Annotated in this window: 21 protein-coding genes; 2 read left to right on the top strand and 19 right to left on the bottom strand. The window is 66.6% G+C overall.

Annotation, left to right across the window (positions count from 1 at the left end; translation table 11 throughout):
* Window positions 1-184: 184 nt before the first annotated feature.
* The 16 genes from R2C4_RS04255 to ruvC all read right to left on the bottom strand — a co-directional run bounded on the left by R2C4_RS04255 (window position 185) and on the right by ruvC (window position 14,294).
* The gene (locus R2C4_RS04255; protein WP_141889721.1) at window positions 185-760 is read right to left on the bottom strand and encodes an MOSC domain-containing protein; all 576 of its coding nucleotides are present in this window, start codon (window positions 758-760) and stop codon (window positions 185-187) included.
* A gap of 300 nt (window positions 761-1,060) precedes the next feature.
* Window positions 1,061-2,974: an ATP-dependent zinc metalloprotease FtsH gene (gene ftsH / locus R2C4_RS04250; protein ID WP_141889720.1), complete on the bottom strand. Its 1,914-nt coding sequence runs from the start codon at window positions 2,972-2,974 to the stop codon at window positions 1,061-1,063.
* A gap of 78 nt (window positions 2,975-3,052) precedes the next feature.
* On the bottom strand, window positions 3,053-4,306 hold the full coding sequence (tilS, locus tag R2C4_RS04245) for a tRNA lysidine(34) synthetase TilS (protein ID WP_141889719.1): 1,254 nt from the start codon (window positions 4,304-4,306) through the stop codon (window positions 3,053-3,055).
* The gene (gene ybgF, locus R2C4_RS04240; protein WP_141889718.1) at window positions 4,303-5,130 is read right to left on the bottom strand and encodes a tol-pal system protein YbgF; all 828 of its coding nucleotides are present in this window, start codon (window positions 5,128-5,130) and stop codon (window positions 4,303-4,305) included. The genes tilS and ybgF overlap by 4 nt, the downstream gene beginning before the upstream one ends.
* 4 nt (window positions 5,131-5,134) lie before the next feature.
* Window positions 5,135-5,647 (bottom strand): peptidoglycan-associated lipoprotein Pal, encoded by a 513-nt coding sequence (gene pal, locus R2C4_RS04235; RefSeq protein ID WP_058286620.1) that lies wholly within the window; start codon window positions 5,645-5,647, stop codon window positions 5,135-5,137.
* A gap of 103 nt (window positions 5,648-5,750) precedes the next feature.
* On the bottom strand, window positions 5,751-7,076 hold the full coding sequence (gene tolB, locus R2C4_RS04230) for a Tol-Pal system beta propeller repeat protein TolB (protein ID WP_141889717.1): 1,326 nt from the start codon (window positions 7,074-7,076) through the stop codon (window positions 5,751-5,753).
* Window positions 7,073-8,224 (bottom strand): energy transducer TonB, encoded by a 1,152-nt coding sequence (locus R2C4_RS04225; protein WP_141892033.1) that lies wholly within the window; start codon window positions 8,222-8,224, stop codon window positions 7,073-7,075. Before R2C4_RS04225 ends, tolB begins: the two co-directional genes overlap by 4 nt.
* A gap of 15 nt (window positions 8,225-8,239) precedes the next feature.
* Window positions 8,240-8,731 (bottom strand): protein TolR, encoded by a 492-nt coding sequence (gene tolR, locus R2C4_RS04220; RefSeq protein WP_141889716.1) that lies wholly within the window; start codon window positions 8,729-8,731, stop codon window positions 8,240-8,242.
* 4 nt (window positions 8,732-8,735) lie between these two features.
* Window positions 8,736-9,431: a protein TolQ gene (tolQ, locus tag R2C4_RS04215; RefSeq protein ID WP_141889715.1), complete on the bottom strand. Its 696-nt coding sequence runs from the start codon at window positions 9,429-9,431 to the stop codon at window positions 8,736-8,738.
* Between the two features lie 107 nt (window positions 9,432-9,538).
* Complete coding sequence (ybgC, locus tag R2C4_RS04210) at window positions 9,539-9,922, bottom strand: tol-pal system-associated acyl-CoA thioesterase (protein ID WP_141889714.1); 384 nt, start codon at window positions 9,920-9,922, stop codon at window positions 9,539-9,541.
* 5 nt (window positions 9,923-9,927) lie between these two features.
* Window positions 9,928-10,350: a hypothetical protein gene (locus R2C4_RS04205; RefSeq protein WP_141889713.1), complete on the bottom strand. Its 423-nt coding sequence runs from the start codon at window positions 10,348-10,350 to the stop codon at window positions 9,928-9,930.
* A 23-nt stretch (window positions 10,351-10,373) separates the two neighbouring features.
* Complete coding sequence (thpR, locus tag R2C4_RS04200; RefSeq protein WP_141889712.1) at window positions 10,374-10,913, bottom strand: RNA 2',3'-cyclic phosphodiesterase; 540 nt, start codon at window positions 10,911-10,913, stop codon at window positions 10,374-10,376.
* Window positions 10,913-11,581, bottom strand: a complete 669-nt coding sequence (locus R2C4_RS04195) for a hypothetical protein (RefSeq protein WP_141889711.1) — start codon at window positions 11,579-11,581, stop codon at window positions 10,913-10,915. The genes thpR and R2C4_RS04195 overlap by 1 nt, the downstream gene beginning before the upstream one ends.
* 351 nt (window positions 11,582-11,932) lie before the next feature.
* Window positions 11,933-12,964: a Holliday junction branch migration DNA helicase RuvB gene (ruvB, locus tag R2C4_RS04190; protein WP_141889710.1), complete on the bottom strand. Its 1,032-nt coding sequence runs from the start codon at window positions 12,962-12,964 to the stop codon at window positions 11,933-11,935.
* A 129-nt stretch (window positions 12,965-13,093) separates the two neighbouring features.
* Complete coding sequence (ruvA, locus tag R2C4_RS04185) at window positions 13,094-13,783, bottom strand: Holliday junction branch migration protein RuvA (RefSeq protein ID WP_141889709.1); 690 nt, start codon at window positions 13,781-13,783, stop codon at window positions 13,094-13,096.
* 13 nt (window positions 13,784-13,796) lie between these two features.
* Entirely contained in the window at window positions 13,797-14,294 is a 498-nt protein-coding gene (gene ruvC, locus R2C4_RS04180) for a crossover junction endodeoxyribonuclease RuvC (protein WP_027236725.1), read from the bottom strand.
* Between the two features lie 327 nt (window positions 14,295-14,621).
* On the opposite strand from ruvC, the gene R2C4_RS04175 reads away from it, so the two are divergent.
* Complete coding sequence (locus R2C4_RS04175) at window positions 14,622-14,840, top strand: DUF1127 domain-containing protein (RefSeq protein WP_141889708.1); 219 nt, start codon at window positions 14,622-14,624, stop codon at window positions 14,838-14,840.
* 196 nt (window positions 14,841-15,036) lie between these two features.
* On the opposite strand, the gene R2C4_RS04170 is transcribed toward R2C4_RS04175, so the two are convergent.
* From R2C4_RS04170 to R2C4_RS04160, 3 genes are all read right to left on the bottom strand, one after another.
* Window positions 15,037-15,381 carry a hypothetical protein gene (locus R2C4_RS04170; protein WP_141889707.1) on the bottom strand — a complete coding sequence of 115 codons (345 nt, stop codon included), beginning with the start codon at window positions 15,379-15,381 and terminating at the stop codon, window positions 15,037-15,039.
* Window positions 15,382-15,484: 103 nt separating this feature from the next.
* Window positions 15,485-16,357, bottom strand: a complete 873-nt coding sequence (locus R2C4_RS04165; protein ID WP_141889706.1) for a 50S ribosomal protein L11 methyltransferase — start codon at window positions 16,355-16,357, stop codon at window positions 15,485-15,487.
* Between the two features lie 129 nt (window positions 16,358-16,486).
* Window positions 16,487-17,722 carry an MFS transporter gene (locus R2C4_RS04160; protein WP_141889705.1) on the bottom strand — a complete coding sequence of 412 codons (1,236 nt, stop codon included), beginning with the start codon at window positions 17,720-17,722 and terminating at the stop codon, window positions 16,487-16,489.
* 164 nt (window positions 17,723-17,886) lie between these two features.
* On the opposite strand from R2C4_RS04160, the gene R2C4_RS04155 reads away from it, so the two are divergent.
* On the top strand, window positions 17,887-18,948 hold the full coding sequence (locus R2C4_RS04155) for a YeeE/YedE family protein (RefSeq protein ID WP_141889704.1): 1,062 nt from the start codon (window positions 17,887-17,889) through the stop codon (window positions 18,946-18,948).
* Window positions 18,949-19,083 lie beyond the last annotated feature (135 nt).

Genomic DNA, 19,083 nt, shown 5'->3' with positions numbered 1-19,083 from the left:
GGTTCCTGCTGAGTTTGCATACGATCGCCGGCACAAGGATGCCGGTTTCGCGATAGACTTAGCCAATATGCGGCAAAACGCGCGCGTGATTTCCGACATTATCCCGCCTTGAAGCGGCGTGAGCTCTTTCCCCGCGCCGTTCCTGGTTCCCTAAAGGAAACCCGTTCGTCCTGGAAGACCGGTGTTACGGTGCCCAGGCGCGCTGATCCGGCACAAAGAGGGTCAGTTTGGCGCCCAGGGTCAGGGTGCCCGGCCGCTCCACCCAGGCGGTGATTCCCCGGCGGTTCAGCGCCGCCGGCTTGAAGCGGGCGCCAAAGCCCGCGTGGTCCATTTCGATCTCCCGGCCCGGCAGCACGCAAGGGCGGTTTTCCATATCCGCGGTCAGGGTCACCCCGTCCGGCCCCTGCAGGCGCGAGGACGGCGGCACGAAGGTGAAATCCGGGATGCCGCGCAGCACAACGGTGGCCCCCAGATGCGCCGGATCGAGCCGCGCCATCCCCATGTCCGCGGCGATCAGCGCCAGCTCCTCTTCCGACAGGAGGGTCAGCTGGCGCACGTTGCGGATTTCGGTGCCCTCCGGGTGAACATTCCGCACCCGCACGCAGGAGGCCCGGTTTTCGCCCGCGTGGCGCTCGCCCGGGATACCGGAAAACCCCAGCGCCAGCGTCTCCGACGCAACCGCCTGCAGTCCTGCTCCTGCCGGGACGCTGCCCAGCCACGTGATTTCACCGCTGAAGCCGCTGTCGCGCAATACCGGCATTCCGGCTCTCCTCCAATGAATACTGCCCTAGGAGCTGAGCTTACAGGCATTTTCCCCAGCTGCCACCCGGGAACGGCCTGGCAGGCTGTCTTCGCGCAGCTGGTGCGTACCAAGCGCGCAGGCCAGCACCCGTGCGCAGGCGCAGCGCGCCTGCGGATCGGATCGCCCGGGCGATCCGATCCGGGCGGGGGCCGCGGCGGGCAGCTTTGCTGCCCGCCGCGGCCCCCGCCACCCCCAAAAGCAAACGTCCCGGAGACCGCTGCAGGGTTCCGGGACGCGTTCCACTTGCTGGCTTGACGCTTACGCTGTCGGCTCAGGCTCCATGCCGCCTTCCGGCGGGGTTTTCTTGGGCTTGGCCTTGGGGATCGCGGTGACGGAAGCGGTGCCTTCATCCTCGCCGCCATCTTCATCATCGCCAGCCTGCGGCGGCTCGCCGTTCATGACCCGCTTGATCTCGTCGCCGGTCAGCGTTTCGTATTCCAGCAGGCCCTGCGCCAGGCGTTCCCACTCCTCCTTGTGCTCCGTGAGGATCTGGAACGCACGCTCATAGCCATCCTGGATAAAGGTCTTCACCTCTTCCTCGATCAGCTCCTTGGTGTGGGCCGAGACTGAGAAGCCGGCGGTGTTGCCGGAATAGCCCTCATGCGCTTCGGCATAGTCGATATTGCCGACCTTGTCGGACATGCCCCAGCGCATCACCATAGCGCGCGCCAGCTGGCTGGCCTGCTGAATGTCGCCGGCCGGGCCGTTGGACACATGGCCTTCGCCGTATTTGATGACCTCGGCCGCCTTGCCCGCCATGGTCATCGCCAGCTTCTGCCCGCACTCGTCCTTGTGCCAGTTCAGCCGGTCCATTTCCGGCAGGCTGACCACCATGCCCAATGCGCCGCCGCGCGGGATAATCGTCGCCTTATAGACCGGATCGCATTCCGGCAGCACCATGCCGACAACGGCGTGGCCCGCTTCGTGGTAGGCGGTCTTTTCCTTCTGATCCTGGGTCAGCACCATCGAGCGGCGCTCGGCTCCCATCATCACCTTGTCCTTGGCGGATTCGAAATCCTCCATGGTGACAAAGCGGCGGCCGACACGCGCAGCCATCAGCGCGGCCTCATTGACCAGGTTGGCCAGATCGGCGCCGGAGAAGCCGGGGGTGCCGCGGGCGATGATGCGCAGGTCCACGTCCGGGCCCAGCGGGGTCTTGCGGGCGTGCACGCCCAGGATCTTCTCGCGGCCCTTGATGTCGGGGTTGCCGACGGTGACCTGGCGGTCAAAGCGGCCGGGGCGCAGCAGCGCCGGGTCCAGCACGTCCTTGCGGTTGGTGGCGGCCAGGATGATCACGCCCTCATTGGCCTCAAAGCCGTCCATTTCCACCAGCAGCTGGTTCAGGGTCTGCTCACGCTCGTCATTGCCGCCGCCATAGCCGGCGCCGCGGTGGCGGCCCACCGCGTCGATCTCGTCGATGAAGACAATGCAAGGCGCGTTTTTCTTGGCCTGCTCGAACATGTCGCGCACGCGGCTTGCACCGACACCCACGAACATTTCCACAAAGTCGGAGCCGGAGATGGTGAAGAACGGCACGCCGGCCTCGCCCGCAATGGCGCGCGCCAGCAGCGTCTTACCGGTGCCCGGAGGGCCGACCAGCAGCGCGCCCTTGGGGATCTTGCCGCCCAGGCGCGAGAATTTCTGCGGATTGCGCAGGAACTCGACGATCTCTTCCAGCTCTTCCTTGGCCTCGTCGATGCCGGCCACATCGTCAAAGGTGACGCGGCCATGCTTCTCGGTCAGCATCTTTGCCTTGGACTTGCCGAATCCCATGGCGCCGCCTTTGCCGCCGCCCTGCATCCGGTTCATGAAATAGATCCACACCCCGATCAGCAGCAGGAACGGGAGCAGCGTGATCAGGAACGACTGGAAACCGGACTGCTGCTGCTTTTCAGCGCGCACCGGGATGTCGTTTGCGATCAGCAGCGAGGTGACCTCGGCGTCGCCCGGCTTGATGGTGACATAGTTCTGCCCGTCGGTGGTGGTGTAGCGCACCTGTTCCCCGTCCAAGGTGACGGTGCTGACCTTGCCGGTTTCAACCGAGCTGACGAAGTCAGAAAAAGTGCGTTCACGGCTCTGCATCGTGCTGCCGGAACCGCTGAACAAATTGAACAGCGCCAGAATCAGCAGAAACAGAACAACCCAAAAGGCGATATTGCGAGCGTTGCCCAAGGAAAGTTCTCCCTATCAGTTAGGCGCACCTCACAGGCCGCCTGCGTTGTGCTTAAAATAAGGATCATTCGGGCAGGTTCAATGAGATAAAAGGGATGCAAAGAACTCTTCTTCGCTTCCAGCGGTTTCAGCCGACCAGCCATTGGCCATTCCCGCCGCGGGCGCAGCGGCCAGCCGGGCGCCGCGCCACACCGCCGGGGTGGCCTCCAGCACCGGCCCCGGCACGCCGGCGGCGCGCCAGTCGGGGCATTGCGCCAGCCCCTGCCGCCCCAGCGCCCGCACCTCGCATCCCTTTGCGTCGCCGCCGAAAATCTTCCACCTGCCGTCCCAAAGCTGCCCCGGCAACGCGGTTACCCCGTTCACGGCATTGTATTCCCGGCAAACCCAGACCTGCTTGGCAGTGCAGACCAGACGGCAGCCTGCCAGGGTGGCGGAGCTGCCGCTTCGCGCCGCCAGGACCGCTTTTTCCATCGGCACCCGGCGCGGCGGATAGGCGGCGCCGGACACCCATTGGACCGCGCGCACCAGCAGCCGGTGGCTGATTTCGACGGGCAAGGTGCGGAACTTGCGCTGGCACAGCACAACCGCGCCCGCCTGCACATGGGCCAGATCGCGGGCGGCCAGAAAGACGTACCAGTCAAGCGCCTCACGGGCCTTGGACATGTTCCGGGCGATGCTGGCCAGCACTTCGGGCGTCACCCCCAGCGGCGCCAGATGCTCCAGCGCCTTGCGCACCCGCACCCGTTCAAACCGGGTATCCTCGTTGCTTGGATCCTCGGCCCAGTCCACGCCGCGCGCTTCCAGATAGCGGCGCAGCTCGCTGCGGGTCACATCCAGAAGCGGCCGCAGCAGGGTCACCCCCTTGTGGGTGCGCCGCGCCGCCATGCCCGACAGCCCCGTCACGCCAGAGGCCCGGGCCATGCGCATCAGCACCGTTTCGGCCTGATCGTCCGCCGTGTGGCCAAGCGCCAGCACCGGGATGCCGTGCTGCCGCGCCCAGCCGCACAAAAGCTCATACCGCGCTGCCCGCGCCTGCGCCTGCAGGTTGCCGTCCTGCGGCCTGTCCGTCCAGTGTAGCACCTCATGGGGGATGCCAAGCCGGGCCGCTGCCGCGCCGGCCGCTGCCGCCTCATCCGCTGAACCGGGGCGCAGCCCGTGGTCGACGGTTGCCGCAAAAAGCTGCACCTCGCCGCTGCCGAAACAGTCGTGCAGCAGATGCATAAGAGCCATCGAATCACCGCCGCCGGACAGGGCAATTCCCAGCTTGGCGGGCAGAGCAGACCGGAACTGACTGCGCACCAGGGCCGGGATATCCCGCCCGGCCTCGGTCAAGAGCAGCCCAGCTTGGCCAATTCGGCCCTGGCCTCTTCTTCCGCGCTGGTGCCCGGGAACCGCACGCCGACTTCGGACAGCGTCACGCAGGCCTGATCGGTCTGCCCCAGACGGCCCAAAGCCGCGCCCAGCTCAAACAGCGCCTTGGGCGCCACCGGGCCGGCGGAATTGCCTGAAAAGGCCGCCAGATAGGCCCGGGCCGCTTCGCGGGTGTCGCCCAGCCCGTCCAGCGCCTTGCCGCGGCTGAACTCGGCCGCCGCCGCCAGCGGGCTGCCCGGATAGGCCTGGTTGAACGCCGCAAGCTTTTCTGCCGCTTCCTGGTACTGGCCTTCGGCCAGCAGCGCCTCGGCGGCGTCGAAATCGGCCTGTTCGCCAATCGCCAGTTCGCCGCCCGCGGTGCCGCCGTCCGCGGTTTGCGGGGCTACCGCCACCGCCGCCGGCAGTTCGCCGCCGCCCAGCGTGGTGGTTTCGCCCAAGGCGCCGACATCGCCGCCTTCCAGCTCGACCAGGCGGAACTCCAGATCGCCGATCCGATTGGTGCCATCGGCAACAATCCGGTCGATCCGGTGGCCCAGTTCCTCGGTCTTCAGGGTCAGCCGCTGCAGTTCGCCTTCAATCGCGGCGACCCGGTCCAGCACCGTGTTGCCGGAGACGTCCGCAGACGGGGATCCGGTGGTGGACAGCTCGCGTTTCAGCCGCTGCACCTCCACATGCAAGACGGTCAGCTCCTGGCGGATGTCCGCCAGGGTCTGCTGGTCCTGCGCCGCCAGCGGCAGCGGCAGCAGCATCACAGTGGCCAAAAGCGCGGTGCGCAGAGGTTTCATGCCGTTACCCCGTCAGGCCGCCAGCCAGCACGGTGACAGCGCGGCGGTTCTTGGAATAGCAGGTCTCGTCCGAGCAGATCTCCAGCGGGCGCTCCTTGCCATAGCTCAACACCTTGATGCGGCCGCCGGCAATGCCCTGGGAGATCAGGTATTCGCGGGCGGCATTGGCGCGTTTGGCGCCCAGGCCCAGGTTGTATTCGCGGGTGCCCTGCTCGTCCGCGTGGCCCTCGATGGTGACCGCGTAATCGGCGTTCTGCGCCAGCCAGCGCGCCTGCCCCTGCAGGGTGGCCTGGGCGGCAGGCGACAGCGTGTGCTGATCGACCGCAAACAGAACCCGGTCGCCAACGGACTGGCGGAAATAGGCCGGGCTGGCGGGATCCAGTGCCCCGGCACCGGCGCCCGCACCTGCGCCGCCTGCCCCGCCGGCGCCGTTCAAATCGTCATTCCAGGGTTTGTTGCTGCAGGCTGCAAGCCCCAGCACGGCCACTGCCGCGATCGCCAATTTCAAGCCGCTCATGATGTCTGCCTATTCCTTTGCGTTTCTTGCCCCGACGTTATCATAAGCCCGGGTCTGGTTCCATGCGGGTATCCCCGCCTTTATGGCCCTGTTTCCGCAGCATTCACTTCTGCAGCGGCGACCACGACGGGTCCGACGCCCCGTCCGGCGTCTTGACCGGCTTCAGGTTGCGCCCGGTGATATCCACCGAGTAAAGAAGCGCCCGCCCGGAGCTGCCCTGGCTTTCACGGGTGAACATGATCACCCGGCCATTGGGCGCCCAAGTCGGCCCTTCATCCAGGAAGGAGGCGGTCAGCAGCCGCTCCTCGCTGCCGTCTGTGCGCATCACGCCGATGTGGAACCGGCCCTTGTTCTGCTTGGTGAAGGCCACCATGTCGCCGCGCGGCGACCAGACGGGCGTGCCATAGCGGCCCTCGCCGAAGCTGATCCGCCGCGCTTCGCCGCCGCCTGCGGGCATCACATAGAGCTGCTGGCTGCCGGACCGGTCGCTTTCGAACACGATCTGGCTGCCATCGGGCGAGAACGACGGCGCTGTCTCGATCGAGGGGGCCGAGGTCAGCCGGGTGTTGGCACCGGTGCTGATGTCCATCGAGAACAGGTCGGTGTTGCCGCCCTGGGTCTGGGAATAGACGATGGTGCGCCCGTCCGGCGCAAACCGCGGCGCAAAGCTCATGGTGCCGTCGCCGCTGGACAGCACCTTGCGCTGCACCTGGCCCACGTCCAGCACATGGATCTGCGGAAAGCCGCTTTCATAGCTGGTATAGAGCACCCGGTCGCCGGTGGGCGAGAACCGCGGCGCCAGCACGATGGAGGCGCTGTTGGTCAGGTACTGCACATTGGCGCCGTCGTAATCCATCACCGCCAGCCGCTTGCGGCGGTCGTTCTTGGGGCCGCTTTCAGAGACATAGACCACGCGGCTGTCGAAATAGCCGCTCTCGCCGGTAATTTCGCTGTAGATGGCATCGGCCACCTTATGCGCCATCCGCCGCCAGCCGTCGGTGGTGCCGGTGAACTGCAGCGCGGTTTCCAGCTCCTTTTCCGCAAACACGTCATAGCCGCGGAACCGCACCGTCAGCCCGTTGCCGGTGACGCTGACCGCGCCGGTGATCAGCGCCTGGGCGTTCACCGCCTTCCAGTCGGCAAATTTCACCGGGCCGTCGAACGCCGCCACCTTGGAGATGTGGGCGCTGGCAGGCACCTCCCGGAACAGGCCGGTGCCGCTGAGGTCAGAGGCGATCACCCGCGCGATTTCGGCGGCGTATTCCGCTGCCGCCGGGGTTTCCGGCACGAAATCCGGCACCGCGTAGGGCAACGGCTCGATCACACCCTGGTCGATTTCGATGCGGAGCGGCCCGGTCTGCGCCGCGGCTGCGCCTGCTCCGGCCAGTGCCGAAGCGCCGATCAGGAGTGCTGCCAGAATATTCCTCATTTGATCCGCATCCTTTCCGGATTGAATGTCATCTCAATATCACGCCATTGCGCGTATTTTTCAGCCGGAAGCTGAAATCCACTGGCACCGCAGCGGATAATCGCCCGCCGCGCCGCATCAAAGGCCTGCTGCGCCGCCGAAGACGCGCCGCCGGTGCTGGACAGCATCCGGATCGACCCGGAGTCAGGCCTGCCGTCCTGCGCCAGCGACACCGCAACAACCACAGTTGTCTTCAGCGCGTCGGTGGACAGCGAGCCCACGTTCCAGCACTGCGACACCGCCACCCGCAGGGCGTCCTTTTCCCCCAAGGTCAGCGGCGGGCCGGACGGTTCCGGATCTTCCACATCGGCGCCGCCCGCCAGCGCTTCGGCCAGGGCGTCCGCCACGGCCGAGGACGTGCCGGACGGCTCCGGCTCTGCCGGCTCTTCCGGCTTTGCCGGCTGGGCCGCTTCGGTAACCTGCGTGTCCGGTGCCGGCTGCGGCTTCGGCCGCGACGGCCGGGTCACGGGGCGCTTGGAAACAGCCGGCGCGGCGGAGGCCGCAATGTCCTCGCCCTCGTTCTCTTCTGTGACGATCCGGTCGCTGGCGGCCTCGCGCGCAGTGGCTTCCTGCGTCTCTTGCTCGGTCTCGGCCCCCTCGTCCGGCGCGACCTCGGGCTGAACGACATCGTCGATCCGGGTGTCTGGCTCCGGCGGCGCAACGGGTTCCGGCGCCACCCGGTCCACCGGGCGCGGCGCGGCCTCCGGCCTCACCCGCGGCACCAGCGCGGCGATCTCCGGCTCTTCCGCCGCCGGCGGCGGCGCATCAGGCACCTCCGGCTCGGGCTGCGCATCGGGCAGCTCTGCCACCTGCGGGTCAGGCTCTGCCGGCGCGACCGGCTCGGGCCGGGACACCTCGGGCTCCGGGTCCGGCTGCGGAGCGGACTCCGGCGCGGGCTGCACCTCCGCAGGCTCGTTCAACGGTGCGGGCTCCGGCGCGACCTGCGGCGCCTTGCGCTGCTGGCTCAGTTTCTCGAATTCCTCCGCGGAGATCAGCGCCACCTGCTGCACATTGGACGGCAGGGGTTCGGACGGGAACCAGGCGCCGAAGACGACCCATGTCATCAACAGCCCATGGCCTGCCAGCGAGATTTTGGTTCCGGTCTGCACCACGTGCGTCCCCGCCTACTGCCCCGTGCCTTCGGCTTGCCGCCCGTCCAAGGCCGGGCCGCCAGTATCCGTGACCAGCCCCACGTTGGAAAAGCCGCCCGCATTCAGCGCGCCCATCACCTGCATCACGTCCGCATAGGCGATCTTGCCGTCCGCGCGCAGGAACACCCGGTCCGAGGACCGCTCTGCCGCAATCGCCCGCAGCTTGGGCACCAGTTCATCGCGCACCACCGGGGTGGTCTGGATCTCCACCCCGCCCTCGGCGGTCATGGTCACGGTCAGCGGCTCTTCCTCGTCGCCCGGCAAGGCCCCGGCGGCGGTCTTGGGCAGTTCCACCGGCACGCCGACGGTCATCAGGGGTGCGGCCACCATGAAGATGATCAGCAGCACCAGCATCACGTCGACAAACGGCGTGACGTTGATCTCGGACATCGGCGCGCCCCGGCGGCGGCGGCGTCCCCGGCGGCGGTCGCCGCCCCCCGAAGGCTGCTGGACTGCGGCGCCCATCGCCTCAGGAATCCAGCTGGCGGCTGAGGATGGTGGCGAACTCGTCGGCAAAGGCCTCGTAGCCGCCGATGATGCGGTCGCTGTCCGCGCTCAGCTTGTTGTAGAACACAACCGCCGGAATGGCCGCCAGCAGGCCCAGACCGGTCGCCATCAGCGCCTCGGCAATGCCGGGCGCGACGACGGCCAGGTTGGTGTTCTGCTGCTCCGCAATTTCGATAAAGGCGGTCATGATGCCCCATACGGTGCCGAAAAGCCCCACAAACGGCGCGGTGGAGCCGACGGTGGCCAGCACCGACAGGCCGCCCTGCAGCCCCTCGGTCTCCTTGGCGATGGCGACATCCATCGACCGGTCGATGCGCGCCTGCGCGCCGGGGATCAGCCCGCCGTCGCTGCGGTGGCTGCGCCGCCATTCAGTCATCCCTGCGGAAAAGATCCGCGCCGCCTGTCCCGGCGGCTCTGCCCCCACCTGGTCGAACAGCTGATCCAGCGGGTTGCCGGACCAGAACGCCCGGTCGAAGGCATCCGCCTCCTGCCGCGCCTTGCGGTAATTGATCATCTTCTGAATGATGATGCCCCAGGACCAGATCGAGGCCCCGACCAGCATCAGCATCACCAGTTTCACGGTCACGGTGGCCCGCGCAAATAGGCCCCACATGGAGAAATCAATCTCCTGCGCCAGCGCCAGAGTTTCTGCTTCCATTCGCCTGCTCTACGGTTTTTCCCGGCCGTTTATCCGGCCTTATTTGGCAAGACGCTAGCGCAGTTCAATGGCAAAGACCATCAAAACAGGCGGCAGTGTGCCAAATGTTACCGCAATGCGCGAATCTCTGCCGGCAGCCGCGCCGGTTTGCCGCCCGTGGTGATGCAGACGATGGTGACCTGGGCGCGGAACAGCGGCTGGCCGTCGCGGGTGACGTCCTGGATCAGGGTCATCCGGGCGGGGGTCACAGCGTGCATCGAGGTGGTGACCAGCAGCTCCTCGTCGAATTTCGCAGGCGCCAGGTAATCCGCCTCGATCCGGCGCACCACATAGATCAGCCCGGCCTCGCGCATGGCGTTCTGATCGACGCCGATGCCGCGCACCCAGTCGCTTCGGGCGCGTTCGATGAAGCGCAGGTAATTGGCGTGATAGACGATCCCGCCCATGTCGGTGTCCTCGTAATAGACCCGGACGGGGAATTGGTGGTTCATTGCCGTCACAGTAAGTCCATCCGTTTCAAAAGAAGCCCCAACACTGTCAGTCCTAGTGACTGCGCGATCACTTTCAGCTTCTCGGTTCTGAGGCTTTCCCCTTTGCCTTCGCGTGCCCGCCACAGACCGTTGCCGATAATCCAGAGAGCAAGAGCACTCGTCAGCAACCCGACGGAAGTCAGCGCATGAAACTGCCAAGCTTCAACCGCACCGTCTACGACAAGCCACCCCATTGCCAGAACCATCAAGGCAATACCGGCCGCGGCAAAGGGATAGGACTTTCGCACAGCTCGGCCTGCAGACCCCTCAGACCACTTGCCGTGTTCCGCAGGTAACCTCAACAAAGCCGACCAGGTAAGGAATGACCAAACAAGAAAAACAATAAAAATAAAGCCGCTCAATTTCAGCGCGATGCCAAGAAAGCTCATTTTCCCTCCAACTGCGGCAAGCCTTATTGCAGCTCGTACTCCGCCAGCATGTCATAACGCGCGCCTTGCGGTGCCAGCGTCGACTGAAACAGTGCAAAACGCTCCACTTCGCAGTCCAGCCGAAAACCTGCCGCTCCCGCGAGATACCGCGCGATCTTCTCCACCTGCCCCGCCTCCAGATGCCGGGGAAAGCGCGCCAGCGTGACATGCGGACGGAAGCGCTCACGCGGCAGGTCCAGGCCCGCTTCGCGGCAGGCGCTGCGGACACGGCCACGCAGCTGGGTCAGCTCCGGTGTTGCTTGAACCTCCGCCGCCAGCACCCGCGGCAGCTTGCCGCCAAAGGTGTCCAGCCCGCGGAAAGAAAGCGTCAACGGCGGCGCGCTGATCTCCGCCAGCGATTGGTGCAGCGTCTCAAGCACTGCCTCCGGCTGGTCGTCCAGAAAGGCGAGCGTCAGGTGCATGTTCTCTGTCGGCACATGCCGCCCCACCGTCAGCCCCTCCTGCAGGCGCTCCAGCACGTCCAGGGCTGCATCCGGCAGCGGCAGGCCCACGAAAGCGCGCATCAGGACTGCGGCTGATCCGCCGTCGGCGCCTGCAGGCGCGCGAACAGGCGCAGGGCGTGGGATTTGTCGTCTGCCGCCACCGGCATCATCCGGTCATATGCTGCGGCAATCACGCCCGCGATCTCCGGGCGCAGGATGGTGGCACCGGTTTCCGGCAGCACCGCCAGCGGCGAAGCCTCGGCAAAGGCCGCATCGCCCCACAACAGCGCCGCCTGCACTGCCTGGGTCAGCGCCAGGGTCTCGGCCGGGATCTGCGCCATCGCGCCCTTCATCCGCAGGAACACGAACCCCGCCTTGATGCCGCCCTGATCGTCAAACCGGAACGCGCGGTACTGGCTGGCGCCCGCCTCCTTCAGCCGCGCGACCAGCGGCTGCAGGCCCGGGATCAGCCGGTTCAGATCCGGCACCTCCAGCAGTTCGTCCCAGTCGCGAAAGAAGAAGAACATCAGGTTCGAGCCCAGCTCCGGGTCGGTCTCGGCCATCTGGTGGCCCGCCAGCGTCATCACCGCCTCCAGCGCGCCCTTGAGGGTCTTGAGGGTCTCGTCCTGCACCCCGAACACGATCGGCGCCACTGGCCGCCCCCAGCGGGCAAAGGCATAGGCACCGTCGTTGCGGGTGAACAGGGCTTCGATCTGCTCCGGTGTCAGGTCTCGCAGCTGGGCGGTCATGGGCGTCTCCTTCGTCTGCCCCGTCTATGCCGTCTGCGCCGCGCGGCGGCAAGGGGGGCGGCTCCCGCGCCTGCCCGGCCTCCTGGCTGCGCCAGGCCGCCGGCAGCAGTCTTGGGCCCGGCGCCGCTGGCGCGGCGCAGACCTGGATTGAGCGCAGCCGCGCCGTGCGTCAGCGCGGCGCCCCGCCCAACGGGTGCAGGCGCATCTGCGATGCGCCGGCGGCGGGCGGGAGCGCCTCCCTGGAAGAGAAAATGACCCCTCGCAAATAGGTCAGCTGTCCTGCCGCAATGTTTCGCGCGCGAAACATTCGGACAGAAACACTGACACAACTTATGGTGGTGCGCGCTGCTTTTACCCGAACAGGTCGTTCTGGCTGCGCGGCGGCGGCATTCCGAGGTGCGTCCAGGCCTTTTGCGCCAGCATCCGCCCGCGCGGCGTGCGCTGGATCAAGCCCTGCTGCAAGAGGTAGGGTTCAATCACCTCCTCCAGCGCGTCGCGGCTCTCTGACAAGGCGGCCGAGATCGTCTCGATCCCCACCGGACCGCCGCCGTAGTTTTCGGCGATCAGTTTCAAATAGCGGCGGTCAGCCCCGTCGAGTCCCAGCTGATCCACGCCCAGCCGCGTCAATGCGCCGTCGGCCAGTTCCCGGGTGATGGTTCCATCGCCCTCGACCACCGCAAAGTCCACCACGCGGCGCAGGAGCCGCCCGGCGATCCTGGGGGTGCCGCGCGCGCGCCGCGCGATCTCGCGGGCGCCGGCGTCATCGGCGGGCGCGCCCAGCTTGAGGGCGTTTCGGCTGACGATCTCAAACAGTTCATCAATAGTGTAGAACTGCAGCCGGGTCGGGATGCCGAAGCGGTCCCGCAGCGGCGTGGTCAGAAGGCCCATGCGGGTGGTGGCGCCGACCAGGGTGAAGGGCTGCAGCTCGATCCGCACGGTGCGCGCCGCCGGCCCTTCGCCGATCACCAGGTCCAGCTCGAAATCCTCCATCGCCGGGTACAGCACCTCCTCCACCGCCGGGTTCAGACGGTGAATTTCGTCGATGAACAGCACGTCGCGGGATTCGAGGTTGGTGAGGATCGCCGCCAGATCCCCCGCCTTGGCCAGCACCGGGCCGGAGGTCATGCGGAAGTTCACCCCCAGCTCGCGCGCGACGATCTGCGCCAAGGTGGTCTTGCCGAGGCCGGGCGGGCCGTGGAACAGCGTGTGGTCCATCGCCTCGCCGCGGCGGCGGGCGGACTCGATGAAAACGCGCAGGTTGGCGCGGGCCTCGGCCTGGCCGATGAATTCGCCAAGTCCCTGCGGGCGCAGGGCGCGGTCGTTTTCCGCAGCACTGTCTTCCGGCAGCGGTTCGGGGCGCAGGGCGGGGTCGGCGTCAATCACAGGCATTTCCCCTGATACAAAGGGCAGCGCCCGGCCGCGGGCGGAAGCGAAGCGCCCGCCCATGGGGGCGGTCGGGCGCTGCCCGGCCTGTCGGCCCGGCGGTACATTGAGATTTCACGCCCAAGTCCATTATCCTTTCGGCGCCAGCAGGCGCAGTGCGGCGCGGATCAGTTCCGGCTCATCGGCATCCGGCCAGGTGGCCGCGGCTTCCGCCACCGCAGCGGCGGCGTCGGAAGGGCCGTAACCCAGATTGCCCAGGGCCGACAGCGCCCCGGCGGAGGCGGCAGCCGCACCGCTCGGCTTCTTCGGCGGCGCTTTGCGGGCCGGTTTGGCGGCGGGTGCCGGATCAGCCGCCTCGACCAGCTCCAGCCCGGGTCCGTCCATCGCATCGGCCACTGTGCCGCCCATTGCCATCACGCCGGGCGCCTTGTCCTTCAGATCCAGCACGATCCGCTGCGCGGTCTTGGGGCCGACCCCCTTGGCCGCCTTGACCGTGGCCCAGTCGCCCAAAGCAATCGCCCGGCTGACCCCGTCCGGACCCAGCGCGCCGAGAATGGCCAGCGACACCTTGGCCCCAACCCCCTGCACCGAGGTCAGCAGCCGGTGCCATTCCTTCTCTACCAGCGAGGTGAAGCCGTAAAGCTGCATCAGGTCCTCGCGCACCACCAGATCGGTGTACAGCGCGACGGGCTCCCCCGCGCCCGGCAGCGCCGCCATGGTGCGGTCGGAGCAATAGACGATATAGCCGACGCCGCGCACGTCAATCAGCACATGATCCTGCGCCCGGTAGTCGAGGCGGCCCGTCAGTTTTCCAATCATGCCAGCGGTCCGGTCATGCGCGTTTCTCCTTCAGCTGCCGCTGCTGCGTGCCCCTGTAATAGGCGTGGCAAATGGCAATCGCCAGCGCGTCCGCTGCATCGGCGTTTTTCGGCAGGCAGCCCGGCAGCTGCAGCTTGACCATATGCATCACCTGCTCCTTCTCGGCGTGGCCCACGCCCACCACCGTTTTCTTGACCCGGTTCGGGGCGTATTCCCCCACCGGCAGCCCGGCCTTGGCCAGTGTCAGCAGCGCCACGCCGCGCGCCTGGCCCAGCTTCAGCGTGCCGGCGCCGTCCTTGTTCACGAAGGTCTGTTCGATCGCCGCCTGGTCCGGGGCAAAGGCCTCGATGATCTCGGTGACCTGATTGTGCAGCGACAGGAGCCGCTCGCCCAGATCATCGCCGTCGGAGGTGCAGACGCCATTGGCGACATGGCTCAGCCGGGTGCCGCGCGATTCGATCACGCCCCATCCGAGGTTCCGCAACCCCGGATCAATTCCCAAAATCCGCATGATGTGCCCGGTCCCTGCCTGCTTGTCAGAAATTTATTTTTCCCACCGCTAGCACAAAACGCGAACATGTCCAATTGCTTTCCGGCTGCCCGCAGCCGCGAAGCGGCGCTGCCGTGGTCTGAAACCGACCCCTTGCAGAGGCGGAAGCGACATTTTCCGGCCAATTTCCCTGCCGCGCGGAAAGCCCTTGTTTATAAGGGTTTAAGCTATGCACAGACTGCATATGACACATGCAATTTCGGATCTTGCCGCGCTGAAAGTTCGCCACTAGATGCCCGCCATCGCACCACAGAGACGATCGCCAACACCAGATCAGAGGACAAGGACATGGCCGCTTTCGACACCACCCGCACCACCTATGGGTCCACCGGCCTGTTTGGCCGCATCGGCGCCCTCGCTGCCAGCGCTGCTGGCGCTTTTGCTGCCTGGAACGACGCCCGCGCAACCCGCAACGTGCTGTCGGGCCTGACCGACCGCGAGCTGGCCGACATCGGCCTGTGCCGCGGCGACATCGAAACTGTCGCGGCTGGCAAACCCGTATTCTGAAACCCTTTCTTCAGCCCTGCCGCCTCCCTCGGGGCGAATAGGCGGGGCGAATAGGGAAATGCCGCGGACCCGCACCGGGCCGCGGCGTTTTTTTGTCTGGACGCCCCCCCTACCAAGGCACGTTTTCCGGGCATGAAAAAGGCCGCCAGCTCCCCCTGCCGGCGGCCTTTCTGCGGCCCCGCAGCTGACCCGGCGGTCAGCGCAGCACGGGCCCGATCTTCTGGGCGATAAAGACGGAGACCGGATCGGCCTGCATGATAAAGGCCCCAGCGCGCTCCACTGCGCTGCCGCCCGCAAGCGTCCGCACCCGCTGGTCATAGCTGCCAAAGCCCAGCGCGGCCATCAGGAAGCCCTTGAACAGCAGAAACGCCGCAGCGAAGAAAACCAGCGTGCGGGCGGAAATCCGGGATTGCACGCTGCCCGGCTTGATCACCAGCAGCCCGTCCGGCCGCAGCTTTGCCGAGTAACCCCCGGCCATGGCTTCATGTTTGCGGTTGATCTGCTTCAAACGCGCCTGGAACTGATCATGATGTTCCCCCATTACGAGCCTCCGAACTGGCCCCCACCAGCGGATGGCTCATTCTTGGCTCGAAATGAGGCGAAAATGCGGCAAACCCTTAAAATTCATCGCAAACTTAAATCAATTACCCCGCTTTGCGCAGAAGTAACGTTGTCCATTCACCAATTTCGTCCCGGCGTTCAAGATTGACGCCGTTCTGTGCATAAACGGCGACCACGCCGTCGGCCTGCTCGTTCAGGATACCGGAGAGAATCGCATAGCCGCCGGGGCGCAGATTCGCCGCCAGATCGGGGGCCAGGGCCACCAGCGGCCCCTTCAGAATATTGGCGAAGATGAGATCGTAGGGCGCCTGCGCCTGCAAGTCCGGATGATCGAACCCGGCCGCTTCGAGGCAGATGACCTGGCCTTCCATGCCGTTGGCCTTCAGGTTGGCCTCGGCGACGTCCACCGCCACCTCGTCGATGTCGCTGGCCAGAATGGCGCCGTCCCAGACCCGCGCGGCGGCCATCGCCAGAACCGCGGTGCCGCAGCCGATATCCGCCACTTTTTCGCCCCGAAAGCCCTGGTCCAGCAGGTGATCCAGCGCCTTGAGGCAGCCAAGGGTGGTGCCGTGGTGGCCGGTGCCGAACGCCATGGCGGCCTCGATCAGCAGCGGAATGCGGCCAGCGGGCAGCTTGTCCGCGTCGTGGCTGCCGTAGACAAAGAAGCGGCCCGCCTCAACCGGCGCCAGCTCGCGGCGGACATGGGCGACCCAGTCGGTTTCCGGCACTTCGGAGACGACAAAGGGTTTGGCGTCATGCATCGCGGCCAGCAGGGCAAGGCCCGCCTCATCCGGGGCTTCGGTGAAATAGCCGCCGACCTCCCACAGGCCGGAGCCGTCCTCCACCTCAAAGACGCCGATGCCGGTGGGCTCGGGGTTCAGCCGCTCCATCGCGTCACCCAGTGCTTCGGCCTGGGCTTTTCCTGGAAGGGTCGTGAGGGCGGTGAAGGTGGTCATAGCGTCTCTCCTGAAGCTGTTGGCAAGCGCCTAGGCTGCCGCGCGCCCCGCGTCAAGCGCCGCCCGCCTGGCTCCAGACCGGGCAGCGCCCGGGCACATCAAGAGCGCGGGCGCCACGGGGCTGTCCGGTCATTCGGCCGGCGCGGGACGGGCGTATTTGCTGAAAATGGTCTCGTTGCCGGGCTCCGGATGGCGCGGGATCAGCAGCGACAGGGACAGCGACACCAGCGCCATGCCCGCCGCCAGTGTAAACACCATGCCCGGCGAATAGACCCACAGCAGCCCCAGCAGCACCGGCAGGAACACCGCGGCGATGTGGTTGATGGTAAAGGCCACGGCAGCGGTAGGGGCAATGTCGCCCGGATCGGCGATCTTCTGGAAATAGGTCTTGAGCGCCAGCGCCAGCGCAAACAGCACATGGTCCACCACATAGAGAACCGCGGCAACCACCACGCCCCAGCCGAACCAGTAGATGCCGCCGTAAGCGGCAAAGACGGCGGCGAGGCCTGCGTATTCGAAGATCAGCGTGCGCCGCTCGCCGAACATGGCCACGGCCTTGCCCAGCATCGGCGCGGCGGTCATGTTGATCACCAGGTTGATCAGGTACAGCCCGGTCAGCTCATGCACCTCAAAGCCGAATTTCTCCACCATCATGAAGCCTGCAAACACCACAAAGATCTGCCGCCGCGCGCCGGCCATGAACTGCAGCGCATAGTAAAGCCAGTAGCGTTTGCGCAGGATCAGTTTCTTGGTCTGCGGGTGCGGCGCGTCGAACTGCGGATAGGCGAACAGCGCAAACAGCGCGATCAGCGCCGTGGCCCCGCCCGCCGCCATGAACACGGTGTTGTAGGCCAGATCGAAGCGGTCCCAGGTCAGCACGATCAGGCCATAGACCACCAGCGTCGCAGCGGAGCCTGCCGCCACCAGCCAGCCCAGCGTCTGCGGCGCCTTTTCCTTGGACAGCCATTGCAGCTGCAACGACTGGTTCACTGTCTCGTAATAGTGAAAGCCGATCGAACTCAGCAGCGTCACCATCAACAGGCCGCCCAGCGACGGGAACCAGGCGGTGACCGCTGTCGCCACCCCCAACAGCACCAATGAGATCATCCCCAGCACCTGCTCGCGGACGAAGATGATGACGGCGATCACCCCCACCGCCAGAAAGCCCGGGATCTCCCGCACCGTGTGCAAGAGGCCGATGTCGGCCCCGTCGAACTGTGCCGCCTCGATCACGAAGTTGTTGAGCAGCGCGCTCCAGGCGTTGAAGGCTATCGGCATCGCCAGCGCCATCAGGAACAGGAGCGTCACGGGACGGCGCCAGAACGGGAGGCCTTGCGCCTCATGCAGGGGCATCGGTTTGAACATGCACCGGATGTACGCCTCCGCGCCCGGTTTGGCGAGAGGCAACAGGCGGCTGCACATCCACCTTTGCGCCAGCGCGCAGAAGCATACCGCCCCCGTCCCTGATCTGCATCAAAGCGTCCTCCTGCAGGACCACATATGCAAACATGTGAATTTGGAGGTGTGTGATGGATCTGGTTCCCCTGGTTGAGCGTATCGGCGAGGCGCCGGCAGCGGCCTTGCTGGGCCTTTTGACCGGCGTTGTCTTTGGCATCGCCGCGCAGCGGTCGCGGTTCTGCCTGCGGGCCGCCACGGTGGAGTTTGCGGGCGGCCGGCTGGGCGACAAGGTGGCGGTCTGGCTGCTGACCTTTTCCACAGCGGTGGTCTGGGTGCAGGCGGCGCAGATGCTGGGGCTGATGGAAAGCGCCGATGCCCGGATGATGGCGGTGCCGGGCAGCTGGTCCGGCGCCATCCTCGGCGGGCTGATGTTCGGCTGCGGCATGGTGCTGGCGCGCGGCTGCTCGGGGCGGCTTCTGGTGCTGGCGGCCACCGGCAACCTGCGCTCGGTGGTGTCGGGGCTGATCTTTGCGGTGGTGGCGCAGATGAGCCTTTCGGGCCTGCTGTCGCCCGCGCGGGACTGGCTGGCCAGGCAGTGGATCACCGGGGGCGGGCGCAATCTGGACCTGCTGGCGGCCCTGGGCATCCCGCAAGCAGGCGGGGTGATCCTGGGGCTTGCCACGGCAGCGCTGGCCCTGGTGCTGGCGCGCCGCAACCGCATCGGCGCGGCGCGGCTGGTCTTTGCCTCCGGCGTCGGGTTCGCCGTCGCGCTAGGCTGGGTGCTGACCTATGCGCTGAGCCAGGTGGCCTTTGACCCGGTGCAGATCGAAAGCGCGACCTTCACCGGCCCCTCCGCCCACACGCTGATGTTCTTCCTGGACCGGGGCGCGGTGCTGGAATTCGACATCGGCCTGGTGCCCGGCGTGTTCATCGGCGCGATGCTGGCTGCGGCTTTTGCCGGGGAGATGAAGCTGCAGGCCTTCGATGACGCCGCCACCATGCGCAAGGCGATGACCGGCGCCGCGCTGATGGGGTTCGGCGGCATGCTGGCCGGCGGCTGCGCCATCGGCGCGGGCGTCACCGGCGGCTCGATCTTTGCAGGCACCGCTTGGGCGGCGCTGTTTTTCATGTGGATCGGCGCGATGGCCACCAGCATCCTGACCGGCGCTGCAGCTGAAACCGCAACGGCCTGAGCCGGTGTTTCAGGCGAGGCTCTGCCTCGCGCTCCGGGATATTTTCAGCCAGATGAATGAAGGATCCACACTTCATCTGGCCCCAAATATCCCGGGGGAGGCCCGCAGGGGCCGGGGGCAGAGCCCCCGTCTGCC

It is taken from the genome of Leisingera aquaemixtae (assembly GCF_006740765.1).
In the GTDB taxonomy this organism is placed as follows: Bacteria; Pseudomonadota; Alphaproteobacteria; order Rhodobacterales; family Rhodobacteraceae; genus Leisingera; species Leisingera aquaemixtae.
The sequence above is the reverse complement of the archived record's forward strand: the minus strand, read 5'-3'. Positions and strand labels throughout refer to the sequence as shown.